The organism is Acinetobacter pecorum, from assembly GCF_014837015.1.
Taxonomy (GTDB): domain Bacteria; phylum Pseudomonadota; class Gammaproteobacteria; order Pseudomonadales; family Moraxellaceae; genus Acinetobacter; species Acinetobacter pecorum.
Genome location: NZ_JACSPT010000001.1, coordinates 23096 through 36471, shown reverse-complemented (window position 1 = coordinate 36471; position 13376 = coordinate 23096). Strand labels below are relative to the sequence as shown.

At 44.8% G+C, this 13376-nt stretch carries 11 protein-coding genes; 10 read left to right on the top strand and 1 reads right to left on the bottom strand.

Annotation, left to right across the window (positions count from 1 at the left end):
- The first annotated feature begins 3 nt into the window (after window positions 1-3).
- The 4 genes from H9629_RS00160 (at window position 4) to H9629_RS00145 (ending at window position 3922) form a co-directional block, all read left to right on the top strand.
- Window positions 4-681, top strand: coding sequence for a ubiquinone biosynthesis accessory factor UbiJ (locus H9629_RS00160; protein WP_064094950.1), 678 nt, complete (start codon window positions 4-6; stop codon window positions 679-681).
- Between the two features lie 12 nt (window positions 682-693).
- Window positions 694-2313: an ABC1 kinase family protein gene (locus H9629_RS00155; RefSeq protein ID WP_064094951.1), complete on the top strand. Its 1620-nt coding sequence runs from the start codon at window positions 694-696 to the stop codon at window positions 2311-2313.
- A gap of 154 nt (window positions 2314-2467) precedes the next feature.
- Window positions 2468-3544: a patatin-like phospholipase family protein gene (locus tag H9629_RS00150; protein WP_064094952.1), complete on the top strand. Its 1077-nt coding sequence runs from the start codon at window positions 2468-2470 to the stop codon at window positions 3542-3544.
- A gap of 60 nt (window positions 3545-3604) precedes the next feature.
- On the top strand, window positions 3605-3922 hold the full coding sequence (locus tag H9629_RS00145; RefSeq protein WP_064094953.1) for a hypothetical protein: 318 nt from the start codon (window positions 3605-3607) through the stop codon (window positions 3920-3922).
- 55 nt (window positions 3923-3977) lie between these two features.
- Here H9629_RS00145 and H9629_RS00140 read toward each other — a convergent pair whose 3' ends face one another.
- The gene (locus H9629_RS00140; protein WP_191730318.1) at window positions 3978-6332 is read right to left on the bottom strand and encodes a Tex family protein; all 2355 of its coding nucleotides are present in this window, start codon (window positions 6330-6332) and stop codon (window positions 3978-3980) included.
- A gap of 335 nt (window positions 6333-6667) precedes the next feature.
- Between H9629_RS00140 and ompR the strand changes: the two genes are divergently transcribed.
- The 6 genes from ompR (at window position 6668) to H9629_RS00110 (ending at window position 13169) form a co-directional block, all read left to right on the top strand.
- Window positions 6668-7432 (top strand): osmolarity response regulator transcription factor OmpR, encoded by a 765-nt coding sequence (gene ompR, locus H9629_RS00135; RefSeq protein ID WP_064094955.1) that lies wholly within the window; start codon window positions 6668-6670, stop codon window positions 7430-7432.
- 245 nt (window positions 7433-7677) lie between these two features.
- Window positions 7678-9138, top strand: a complete 1461-nt coding sequence (locus H9629_RS00130) for an ATP-binding protein (RefSeq protein ID WP_064094956.1) — start codon at window positions 7678-7680, stop codon at window positions 9136-9138.
- A gap of 204 nt (window positions 9139-9342) precedes the next feature.
- Window positions 9343-10860, top strand: coding sequence for an acetyl-CoA hydrolase/transferase family protein (locus tag H9629_RS00125; RefSeq protein ID WP_191730317.1), 1518 nt, complete (start codon window positions 9343-9345; stop codon window positions 10858-10860).
- A 125-nt stretch (window positions 10861-10985) separates the two neighbouring features.
- On the top strand, window positions 10986-11405 hold the full coding sequence (locus tag H9629_RS00120; protein WP_191730316.1) for a GNAT family acetyltransferase: 420 nt from the start codon (window positions 10986-10988) through the stop codon (window positions 11403-11405).
- 199 nt (window positions 11406-11604) lie between these two features.
- Entirely contained in the window at window positions 11605-12300 is a 696-nt protein-coding gene (locus tag H9629_RS00115) for a DsbA family oxidoreductase (RefSeq protein WP_064094958.1), read from the top strand.
- Between the two features lie 605 nt (window positions 12301-12905).
- A complete protein-coding gene (locus H9629_RS00110; RefSeq protein WP_064094959.1) occupies window positions 12906-13169 on the top strand; it encodes a hypothetical protein in 264 nt (87 codons plus the stop codon).
- Window positions 13170-13376 lie beyond the last annotated feature (207 nt).

Genomic DNA, 13376 nt, shown 5'->3' with positions numbered 1-13376 from the left:
CCAATGTGGTCAATTCTCGCCCTAGGTACTATTGAACGCGTGATTCATCATGTGATTGATCTGGATGCAATTACCCGTATTCAGCTCAATGCCTTGGCCGGTAAAATGTTGCGGGTGGTGATCGCCTCACCGCAACTGTCAGTCGATGTCTTTTTCGATGACGGCAAGGTTCGTCTGGAACCGACCGCAACCGGTCATTCTGAAGTATCTTCCATCTTCGAACAGCGGCCTTATGAAGCGAACAGTGCGCAGATTTCTGAAGCAACAGCGACTTTACAGGTCAGCAATGTCGTAGAACTGCTCAAGCTGCTGCTTGCTGACGAAGTCGGTAATATTCCACTGCAAGGCGACTATAAGCTCTTGCAAGAGATCCAGCGCATCATGCAGCAGGCTGAACCTGATCTGGCAACGCATTTAAGCCCCTGGATTGGCCCTGCGCTGGCACATGAAATCGGCAAATTGCAACTTGCGCCAAAATATTTGAAGCGTACGTTGCAAAGCCAGTTATTTTTTGTCGAAGATGCCCTGAAAGAAGACAGTGGCCTGTTTGCTCCACGCTGGCAAATGGATGACCTGAATCAGGATACCCGTATCCTGAACCAGAATTTAGACCGTGTCGAAGCCAAAATCCATCAGCTTCAGGCCCAGATTGAAAATCAGCAAGATTCAACTCAGAACTAGGTACACCACTTTATGATTCCGCATGTTTCACGTTTACTCGAACTCTGGCGCATTGCCGCGCATTATCGACTCGACACGTTGTTTCCTGCGGAAGAACTCCCTGAAAAAAGCCGTCATGTCCTGTCCCTGATTCGTATGCACCCGGCAGCCTGGTCTAGCCGTGAGCGTAAAAATCCACTCAAGCTTAAAGAAGCTTTAGAGGAAATGGGGCCACTGGCGATCAAGCTGGGGCAATTGCTTTCGACCCGTCGTGACCTGATTCCACCTGAAGTTTTACAGCAGCTGGTGTTATTGCAAGACCAGGTCAAGCCCTTTGACAACGACGTCGCCAAAATGCGTATTCAGGAATCGTTAAAGGCCGATGTAAATACCCTGTTTGCCCGTTTTGATGCCCAGCCTCTGGCAGCTGCTTCAATTGCGCAGGTACATACCGCAGCACTGCATGATGGCCGGGAAGTCGTGGTCAAAGTCACCCGCCCGAATATTCGCCAGCAGATCTTGCAGGATTTTGAGATTTTGAACTGGCTGGGTGATTTTCTGGAAAAGCGTCTGGAAGCAGCACGTGCCCTACATTTGTCGGAGATCATTCAGGACTATCGACAGATTATTCTGAACGAGCTGGACCTGACGCTGGAAGCCGATAATACCCGCCGGATGCGTCATTACTTCACCGGCTCCAGCATGATGTATGTGCCTGAAGTCTATATGGACAGCAAGGATGTACTGGTCGCAGAACGGATTACCGGTGTGCCGATTTCAGATATTGCCACCTTTGATGAACTGGGCATGGACCGTGCTGATCTGGCGCGTAAAGGTCTGACCATTTTCTTTACCCAAGTGTTCCGTGACAACTTCTTCCATGCCGACATGCATCCAGGCAATGTCTTTGTGGAAACCATCAATCCGGCCAATCCGCGCTTTATTGCGCTGGACTGCGCGATTATGGGTGAACTGTCCAAGCATGACCAGATGACTGTGGCGCGTATGCTGCTGGCGGTCATGAACAGTGACTTTATGCAGCTGATCCAGATTGTGCATCAGGCAGGCTGGATTCCACCAGGTACCGATCAGGATGCCTTGGCCCGCGAAATGCGTCGTACTGTTGGCCCAATGGTCTCCAAACCGATGCATGAGCTGGACTTTGCCGGTATTCTGATTCAGGTCATGGATATTGCCCGTCGTTTCCACCTGGAAATTCCTCCACAACTGATGCTGTTACTGAAAACGCTGGTTCATGTGGAAGGTTTGGGTACGGATCTTTATCCAGAACTGGATATCTGGAGTCTGGCCAAACCGATTCTGACGGACTGGATCAAGGCTCAGGTAAATCCACAAAAGAACCTGAAAGAACTGGGACAGAAAATCCCGGATCTACTGTTAGGGGCGCAGGATTTACCCACCCTGATGATCGACAGCCTGAATGGTCTGAAAAACCAGTCGGCCTGGCATGCCAAACAGCTCAATGAACTGCAAAGCATGCGTCTGCAAATGGAACATCAGCAGAAACGCAGCTGGATGTTTGGCAGTATCATGGCGATTCTGCTTTCAATTGCAATTATTTCACCCTGGTTTGTCTCAGTCATTCTGATTGCGTTGGCAAGCGTTCTGGCAGTCTGGCGGATTGCGAAATAACTAAATGAGCTTTAAAAAAACCTGACACTGTTCAGGTTTTTTGTTTTCTGGACATAGCATGACTGCAAAGTCACCTTCGGGCACATCTTGCCATTGGGTCTGGTAAGCAGAGGCTTAAAATAAGCCTCACTGATCGAATATGGGTTGAACCTCTATGCAGATTTTACAAAAACATGCGCCTGCCCTGAGAATCCGGGCCGGACATCTGGCACGTGAGCTGATTCTGGAACAAGGTTTGCAACCCGAACAGGTCGATATTGTGCCAGGTGCGGCAGGCGGCCCCAAAGGCATCGGTATTCAAGGACTGGATCAGGCCATTTTTGGCGAGTTTTTTTCACGTGCTCCTCAGCGTAGAACTTTGGTGGGCTCATCCATTGGTAGCTGGCGTTTTGCCAGTATTGCCGCACATGGAGCTCAACAGGGAACCGAACGCTTGGGTGAGCTGTATACAAACCTTTATTTTCATAAAAAAATGACCCGCCAAGAGGTCAGCGAAGTTTGCCGTGGCATGCTGCTGGATCTGGTCCAGGGTAAGGAAACTGATCTGGTTAATCATCCTGATTACCATCTGACAGTTTTGTCGATCAAGGCCCAGCATATTTTCCAGAGTGATAAAGCTTTACCATTACTGGCTTCTGTAGCGGGAATTGTCGGAACCACAGCAGTGGCGCGCAAACATAGCCGGCATTTCATGCAGCGGGTCATCAGCCAGCCGAATATCGGTGAACAGTTTAAAATTACCGATGATGGCTTCACTACGCATTACCATCCCCTGACCGAGCAAAGTGTGTTGTCCTGGCTGATGGCTTCTGCCTCCATTCCGGGTGTGATGGCAGCGGTGAATAATATCCCGGATGCACCGCAGGGCTATTACCGTGATGGTGGCCTGATCGACTATCACATAGACCTGCCCTTCCAGAGCAAAGGCATTGTGCTGTATCCGCATTTTACCGACAGTATCACGCCCGGCTGGTTTGACAAGTTATTTAAACGTACCTCAAATCCGGAGAATCAGGCACGAACTTTGCTCATCTCTCCTTCTCAGGAATATCTGCAAAGTTTGCCTTTGGGTCGCTTACCGGACCGTAAAGACTTCACTTTAAAAGGTTTAGATCAAACCCAGCGGATTCAGCTCTGGAAACAATGTATTGCTGAAAGCCAGCGCCTGGGAGATGAGTTTCTGGAACTGGTCGAAAAGCAGAATTTTGCTGAAGTGATACAGACCTTGTAATTGGCCGCAGCTGCCCGATTATTTGTATAATTGCCTTAATTTTTTGAGCTGTTGAGATTTATGCAGAAGTTTTTAGTTGTCCTGCAATATGCCTGTATCGCCTTTGGTCTTTATCTGATGTATAGCGTCGGCATGTCGCTGTATACCCAGCAATTTGAGCTGATGGAACTGGTGGCCGATATTGGTACCATCCTGATCTGTCTGGATTTGGGGGTGTTTTTATATACCAGTAAAGGTAAGTCTGGCATTAGCATGGAAGAATATGCAAAAAGACTGGAACAGCCACCGTCTAAGCTGGTCTATGTGACACGAAAACTGGGGCATCTTGGTATTTTACTGATTATTACCAGCTGGATTGTGCCGATGATCAATTCATAAAATCAGACATAAAAAAACCTCCTATTGGGAGGTTTTTTTATTGGTTAATTAAAGATTATTTCGAACCTTTAATCCCGGCTTGCAATAACAATGCACCCAAACCACCAATTTTTTGTTCTTGTGGTTTAGCCGCCTGCGGTTTCTTGCCATGCGGGCGATCACCTTGCGGACGTGCTTGCTGTGGACGTTTGCCTTGAGGCTTACGTTCACCACGTGCTTCATTGTTTTCACGGCGTGGCTGACGTGGTGCTTTCGCTGGGACTGCCGAACCTTCAGGACGCATCGACAAATTCACGCGATTACGTTCAGCATCCACATTCAAAACACGTACTTGCACGATTTGACCTGGTTTCACCACTTTATGCGGATCAGCGACAAATTCATTGGCCAGTTCAGAAATGTGTACCAAACCGTCTTGATGTACACCGACATCGACAAAAGCACCGAAGTTAGTCACATTGGTCACTACACCTTCCAGTTGCATGCCTTCAGTCAATTGTGCAACTTCAGTGATATCGTCACGGAACTTGGCGGTACGGAATTCTGGACGCGGATCACGGCCCGGTTTTTCAAGTTCGCTCAATACATCTTGAATCGTAGGTAGCCCAAATTTATCATCCACAAATTCTTCAGGATTCACCTGGCGAATGATTTCCGTGTTGCCAATGATGTTTTTTACCGTTGTTGCTTTCGCTTCGACAATTTTAGATACCAGTGGATAAGACTCTGGGTGAACTGCAGAAGCATCCAGTGGCTCAGAACCATTTTGAATACGTAAGAAACCTGCAGCCTGCTCGAAAGTACGCTCACCTAAACGTGGCACTTTTTTCAAGGACTGACGGTTATCAAAGCGGCCATTTTCCTTACGGAATTCTACAATTTGCTGGGCAATCGATTTATTCAGACCGGCGATATAACCCAGAATTGCAGAAGAGGCAGTGTTGACATCGACACCCACCGAGTTCACACAGTCTTCAACGACCGCTTCCAGCGTTTTCGCCAGACCAGTCTGGTTCACGTCATGCTGGTACTGACCTACACCGATTGATTTAGGATCGATTTTAACCAGCTCAGCAAGAGGGTCTTGCAGACGGCGTGCAATTGAAACTGCACCACGAATTGAAACGTCTAAATCTGGCAATTCTTGTGATGCAAGTTCAGATGCTGAATATACTGATGCACCAGCTTCCGATACAGACACACGGGTCAGTTTCAGGTCGCTATTGGCAGCCATCATTTCAGCCACAAGCGCTTCAGTTTCACGGCTTGTAGTACCATTACCGATCGCAATCAGGTCGACATTGAACTCGCGGCATAAACGTGCCAGCTCGGCCAGTGAACCTTCTTTATCATCTTTTGGTGCAAATGGATAAATGGTGCTGTGTGCAAGAACATCGCCTGATTCATTTACGACTGCCAGTTTCACACCGGTACGGATGCCAGGGTCTACACCTAATGTCGTACGAGCACCAGCAGGCGCAGAAAGCAGCAAATGACGCAGATTCTCAGCAAAGACCTGCATCGCTTCTGCTTCAGCAGCCAGACGTTTTTCAGTCAATAAAGAATGTTCGATGCTTGGACGGACTTTACCTAGCCAGAACAGCTTTGCAGTCTGTTTCAGGAAATCCTGACGAGACTGTGGCTGAATGGCGTCCAGGTTATATTCGGTTTCAATACGCGCCAATGGTGCGTCATCTTCGCCATCCACTTTCAGACCCAGGACATTTTCCTGACGGCCACGCAGCATGGCCAGTAAACGATGTGAAGGAACTTTGTTCAGGTTTTCAGAGAAATCGAAATAATCACGGAATTTCTTGCCAACTTCTTTTTTCTCTTCACTCGCCACCAGACTTTTCAGCACGGCAGTTTTGGCAAACATTGCTTTGAGCTCGGTAGTTAAAGCAATATTTTGTGCCCAGTCATCAATCAGAATGTGCTGGATCGCATCAAGCTGACTTTCAGTATCTGGATAATCTTCATGGCTAAAGCCCGCCAAAGCTTCAGCTGGATCAACGGCTTCGTTAAAGATTTTTTCGGCAATTGGCCCTAAACCAGCTTCTTTGGCCTTGAATGATTTACTGGTCCGTTTTGGACGGTACGGCGCGTAAATTTCTTCTAATGCATTTTTGGTTTCAGCGGCATTCACACGCGCCAATAAATCATCAGACAATTTATCTTGTTCTTTGAGTGATTCAATCACCTTTTCACGGCGCTCATACAAATCACGCAAGTATGATAAACGCGTATCGAGTTGACGTAGTTGCGTATCGTCTAAGCCTTGCGTTACTTCTTTACGGTAACGTGCAATAAAAGGAACACTGGCACCTTCATCAATAAGCTTGATGGCAGCCTCAACTTGATTTGGACGTACGGCAAGTTCTTTTGCCAACTGCTGAACTAAGTCAGTCATCGTGTTTGATCCCACAAGGATAAGTACTAAATGGCATGATTATAAAGACCGGGTCTATAAAATCCACCATTGTTTTTATTAATTTATATAAGCTTCAGATAAAGGCATACGATCGATTTTCAGTTTTTTGGCTAAAATTTGCATGAACTTTGCATTTTATTCTTTTCCCAAGACGGTTTTTTTCGCATATAGATGTATATATTTGGTATCTATGTCTTGATTTTAACTGCAATATTTGGTGCTTTAGAGCATAGTCAATTAATATCTATGAATCGTATACTCAAAGCCTATCTGATTTTTGTTTATGACGACAATAAAGAATAAAGGAGCATCTCATGAGTTTAGTTGTGCCTGCTGAAAAATCCGATGCCGTACATACCGAAACGGACCGAGTCGAACGGATATTAGTAGTTGATGATGATGTTCGTCTGCGTACTCTATTGCAGCGCTTCCTCGAAGACAAAGGTTTTGTGGTTAAAACCGCACATGATGCCACACAGATGGATCGACTTTTACAGCGGGAACTGTTTTCTCTGATCGTACTCGACTTTATGCTGCCTGTCGAAGATGGCTTGAGTATCTGCCGTCGCCTACGCCAATCCAACATTGATACCCCGATTATCATGCTAACTGCTCGTGGTAGCGATTCTGACCGTATTGCCGGTCTGGAAGCGGGTGCCGACGATTACCTGCCTAAACCATTTAACCCGAATGAATTACTGGCACGTATTCGTGCAGTATTGCGCCGCCAAGTGCGCGAAGTACCCGGTGCACCAAGCCAGCAAATGGAAGTGGTCACCTTTGGTCCCTGGTCGCTCGACTTGTCTACCCGCACCCTGACCCGTGAAGGTCAAGTGGTGACTTTGACTACCGGTGAATTTGCGGTACTAAAAGCCCTGGTTCAGCATCCACGTGAACCCCTGACCCGCGACAAGTTGATGAATCTGGCCCGTGGCCGTGAATGGGGTGCAATGGAACGCTCGATTGATGTGCAAGTGTCACGTTTACGTCGTCTGGTTGAAGAAAACCCGGCGCGTGCACGTTATATCCAGACCGTATGGGGAGTGGGTTATGTCTTTGTTCCAGATGGTGCGGAATAAAGGAAAAATTATAGGATAAAGATCACTTCGATTTATTGTCCATCAAGCCATTCGCCGCTGTTTGAGCATCGACTACTTCACAGGCTCGCATGGAAATATGTGAGTTTAGCGAATGGCAAGATTTTTTGGTTACTTTTTTAAGAAAGTAACATGAGAAAATCCTTCAATTAAATGTCAATGCAGTAATACTCCACCCAGAACATCACTGCTGATTTTCAGAACAAAATTGCCCATAGGAAGCTGGCGTGAAACTCGATCCTATCGACCCGCAAAAATTTACCGATTTTGTCAGCTACTCGGAAACAAAACGTACCCGCTGGGAACGCTTTATGGACAAGATCAAACCGCGTTCTGCGGCCATGCGCACCACAGTACTGGTGGTTTTTGTGGTCTGTTTCAGCCTGTTTATGTCTTTGTGGTTCTTTTGGCGTACCTTGTTTCTACCTGAAATTCAGCAACATGCGCGTTATCTGGCCATGGAACTGGAAATTCTCAATAATCCGGATCTACGCCTGTATCACAAACAGCAGGAAGTCGATATCGATGACTGGTTAAAAAATCGGGTCGGCATTGAATATGTCACCAATCCGGCAGAATATCCTACAGTCCGTGAAAAACTGATCGCAGAATTTTTTACCCGCCAGATCGAAACCAAACTGGCCAAAGAGTTACGCATTAAGGAAGCTACGGTCTATTTCCAGTTCAAGCCAAGTCCTCGTATCTGGATCCAGACTCCTGAAATGAATGGTCACTGGGTACAGGAACCTTTAAAGACCTATGCCAATTATAGCAATGAACTGATTTTGGGCTGGCTGCTCGGTACGCCAATTATTGTCGGCATCATTATTTTGACTTTGGTACGTCAGCTGAACCGGCCTTTACGCCGTTTGCAGGATGCTGCCAACAGTTATAGTCGTATCGGTTCGGCGCCCTATCTGGATACCAATCATGGTCCACTGGAAATCCGTCAGGTCAATCATGCTTTTAACCAGATGATTTACACGCTGGACCAGACTGAACGCGAACGCCGCATCATGCTGGCCGGTATTTCACATGACTTGCGCACGCCGCTAACACGGATTCGCCTGAGTGCCGAAATGATGCCGGATGAAGACTTTCTCAAAGAAGGCCTGATTTATGATGTCGAAGATATGGATGCCATCCTGAATCAGTTCATCTCCTATATGCGTGATGGTTCTGATGAAGAGCCGCAGGATACCAATGTCAATGTGCTGCTCCAGGAACTGGTCAAGCAGTTTAAACCGCTGGATATCCGCTTTACGCCACAAGACATCCCGACCATTCAGGCGCGCAGCATGTCGCTAAAAAGACTGATTGGTAATCTGATCAATAATTCGAAACGTTATGGTTCAGAACCGATTGAACTGTCTGCTCATGTAGAAGACGGGCACCTGTTGATTTGTGTTGCAGACCATGGAGAAGGCATCCCGGAAGATCAGATTGAAGCCCTGATGCAGCCCTTTGTACGGGGTAATTCTGCACGGACTGTACAAGGCAGCGGCTTGGGCCTGGCGATTGCTAAACGGATTGTCGATATTCACCATGGTCAGTTGCGTATTCATAATCGTCCTGAAGGCGGACTCGAAGCCATCATTTCATTGCCCTTAAATCAGGCTGGTACAGAGACGCCTCCCCCTGCCACCACACTCGATAAAATCCGACAAACCTTGACTGATCACTTTTAAGAAGTGATCAATAATCCAACAAACAACTTTTTAGTTTTTCTATACAATTCATTTTATATTTCATTAAATCAACAATTTAAAAATCATCATTTTTTATTATACCTACATTTAGCTAAAAAATTAGACCTTAGCCTAACATCTATGCACAATACTTTTTTGAGCGGTACAATCCGTATCATAGTTTAAGAATTAATGAGAGTTAAAATGTCTTTAGATCGTATCCGTTTAGCCTCCCTACACAACAAAGTCATCAGCCCAGAACACGCGGCTGAATTCATCAAAGATGGCATGACTGTGGGTATGAGTGGCTTTACTCGCGCTGGTGAAGCGAAGGCGGTTCCTCTAGCTTTAGTTCAACAGGCAAAAGCAAATCCATTAAAGATCACGTTGATTACTGGTGCATCACTAGGAAACGATCTAGACAAACAACTGACTGAAGCCGGCGTATTGGCACGTCGTTTACCGTTCCAGGTCGACAACACTTTACGTAAAGCCATCAACAATGGCGAAGTGATGTTCATTGACCAGCATTTGTCTGAAACCGTTGAACAAATGCGTAACCTACAGTTGAAAAAACCAGACGTTGCGATCATTGAAGCTGTAGCGATTACTGAAGATGGCGGCATCATTCCAACGACATCTGTTGGTAACTCTGCAAGCTTTGCGATTTTTGCTGAAAAAGTGATTGTAGAAATCAATACCAACCTAAGCCCGGCATTTGAAGGCTTGCACGATATCTACATCCCGACGTATCGTCCAACGCGTCAAGCGATTCCATTGACTCAAGTTGATGAGCGTATTGGTACGCATGCGATCAATATCGATCCATCTAAAATTGTTGGTATCGTATTTAACAGCGAATTACATGACTCTCCATCTACTGTAACTGCGCCAGATGATGAGACACAAAGCATTGCCAACCATTTGATCGCTTTCTTTGAAAAAGAAGTGGCTGAAGAGCGTTTACCGAAAAACCTCGGGCCTCTTCAGGCAGGGATTGGTTCAATCGCAAATGCCGTATTGACCGGTCTGAAAGATTCAAACTTCGAAGACCTGATCATGTACTCAGAAGTTCTGCAAGACTGTACGTTTGAATTGATCGATGCAGGTAAAATGAAGTTTGCTTCAGGTTCTTCTATTACGCTTTCTGCAAAATACGGCGAGAAAGTATTTAACAACCTTGAGCAATACAAAGACAAACTGGTATTACGTCCACAGGAAATTTCAAACCATCCTGAACTGGTACGTCGTTTAGGTATTATCGGTATCAATACTGCGCTTGAGTTTGATATTTACGGTAACGTGAACTCGACCCACGTATGTGGTACCAAAATGATGAACGGTATCGGTGGTTCTGGCGACTTTGCGCGTAATGCACATCTGGCGATCTTCGTGACCAAATCAATCGCAAAAGGTGGTGACATCTCTTCTGTGGTACCGTTCGCTTCACATATCGACCATGCGGAACACGATGTAGATATCCTTGTAACTGAACAGGGTCTGGCAGATCTTCGTGGTCTGGCACCACGTGAGCGTGCACGTGCAGTGATTGATAACTGTGCACACCCAATGTACCGTGATGCGTTAAATGATTACTTTGACCGTGCATGTGCAAAAGGCGGACATACGCCTCACCTTCTTCGTGAAGCGCTGTCTTGGCACTCAAATTTCGAAGAAAATGGTCATATGCTTGCTGTTGAAGCTGCGGTAAAAACTGCATAATTAACTGCATTAAAAAAAACGCCCTACGGGGCGTTTTTTTATGGTTTTTATTTTTCAACATAGCTTATCAAGGGCTCAAAAATCGATTAATCTAAATTGCTCAAAATAAATGCAAAACTATAATTATGTTTATTATTCGCCCCTATTTAGAATCCGATTTAGATGATGTCATTGCACTTTGGGAACTGTGCGGATTGACCCGTCCGTGGAATAACCCTGAAATAGATATCTTTCGTAAATTGGCACAGCGCGATCAACTGTTTTTATTGGCGGTCAAAGATAACCAACTGATTGCAACCGTCATGGGAGGCTACGATGGTCATCGCGGATGGGTCAACTACTTGGCTGTTCATCCCAATTTTCAACGTAATGGTGTTGCAACGGCATTAGTGCAACAACTAGAAAAACGTTTGATTGCTTTAGGTTGTCCAAAGCTTCAACTGCTTATACGTAAAGATAATATTGATGTACAAAGCTTTTATGAACAATTGGGCTATAACGAAATTGAAGTCATTTGTTTAGGTAAGCGCCTAATTCAAGATTAAAGCCTGTCTAATTTTATTTAATCACCCTTACTTTGCATCACAAAATTGATGTGCAATAGTAATCACTGTGTACTTGAAAATGGATTAATTCTACATTCTCTAGAAATGAGCCGAAGATCAAAAAGGGTTTGCATTCCTGGGCTTTAAAATTTAGGATTTGCCCCCATAACTCCTAAAGAATATGGAATAGAGATTTATCATGCGTGTAGATATTTGGTCTGACGTGGTTTGCCCCTTCTGCTATATTGGTAAAAAACGTTTGGAAGCTGCTGCACAACAAGCCGGTATTGAACTGGAAGTACATTGGCACAGTTTCCAGCTCGATCCTGAAGCACCAGTTCGTCAGGAAGTGTCCAACTCTGAACGTCTGGCGCAAAAATATGGCCGCACCGTGGCTGAAGTCGAAGAGATGCAGCGCAATATTGCTGCGATGGCCAAAGAAGAAGGCATTGAATTTAACTGGGAAGGTGCCAACTCAGGCAATACCTTTAATGCACATCGCCTGATTCATCTGGCACAAAGCAAAGGTCTGGGCAATGAAGCTGAGGAAGCGTTATTCTACAGTTATATGACTCAAGGCCTGCCGATTGGTGAACGTGAAACGCTGGAAGATGTTGGAGCGCGAATTGGCCTGAATCCGGTCGAAGTTGATGACCTTCTTGATTCGGATGAATTTGCTGACTTTGTTAAATTTGATCAGGAAGTGGCCCATGACCAGCTTAAGGTCACAGGCGTCCCTTTCTTTGTTTTTGATCAGCGCATTGCTTTGGCGGGTGCTCAGCCTAAGGAAGTTTTCCTGCAAGTTCTTGAAAAAGCATTAGAGCAGCCGCAGCAACAATCATCTGCCAATCAATGCACTACAGAAACCTGTGATGTTCCGGTGAAGCCTGAATAAAGATCAATTCAACTAGAGAAATCCTCATCCAAGATGGGGATTTTTTATGCTTTTTATAAATTTATTCCATCAAAGAATTCATCTTTAGATTGACAGAGTAATCCGTAATTTTATTGTCATTAAACACAATTTTCTCTACCTCAACTCAGGTTAACTGAATATTTTCAATTGCCGCCTAAAAGTCTTGATTACTCAATGAATTGATTGCCATAGCTTTTAGGATTGCTCTATAAACCCCATAAAACGCTCAGGCTGAAAATAAATAAAAGTCCCGCTTAGTCCATTCCTAAAAAATTGTAGAATCTCGAAAATCAGCTTTAAGTTGTGATATTAAAAAAAACAGCTAGCTGCTTTTTTAGTACTCAACCAGATCCATATTCTGACTATAAAAACAAAGCATAATGCCCTGTAAAATCGTAAAAAATCGAATAATTTAAATCCACTAATTCATTGTTTTATAGAGTAATTAATCTAAAATTTACTGCTTAAATTTGCCGAAACTATCATTTTCTATTCAGGCTGATTTGCTATTATTTTACTCGCAGTAAGTTTAAATATTCTCCCATGTTCAAGTTATTGAACGCCCTGATATTAGAGGTCATCTTATGAATGCTCTTAAATTTGCTTTCGCAGCAATCATTATGGCTTTTTCTGTTCAAGCATCAGCGCAAATGACTCAAGTGGTTTATCTACCAGATTTTCCGGTGACTAAAGCACCTGCTGAACCAGTGAATTCAGATTCCACTCCTGTTCAGGCATCCCTGCAAACAGCACAAGTCGTTTATCTGCCAGATTTTCCGGCGACCAAAGCGCCTGCTGAAACAGTAAATTCAGATTCTGCGAATATAGGCGCCAAATATACAGCTTAAAAGCAGAAGCTATTTGTATTAAAACAGGCTGATTGATTCAGCCTGTTTTAATATCAGGTGAATCATATCCAGATTAAAAACCGATCAAGCTAAAAATTTCGACTATTTCTCATTCTGATTTTTTTCTATTGATTTTTATCACTTTTTATTAAAAATTTTGTTTATAAAATATTCAAAATAAATCACTATTTTATATGATCCCTGCTT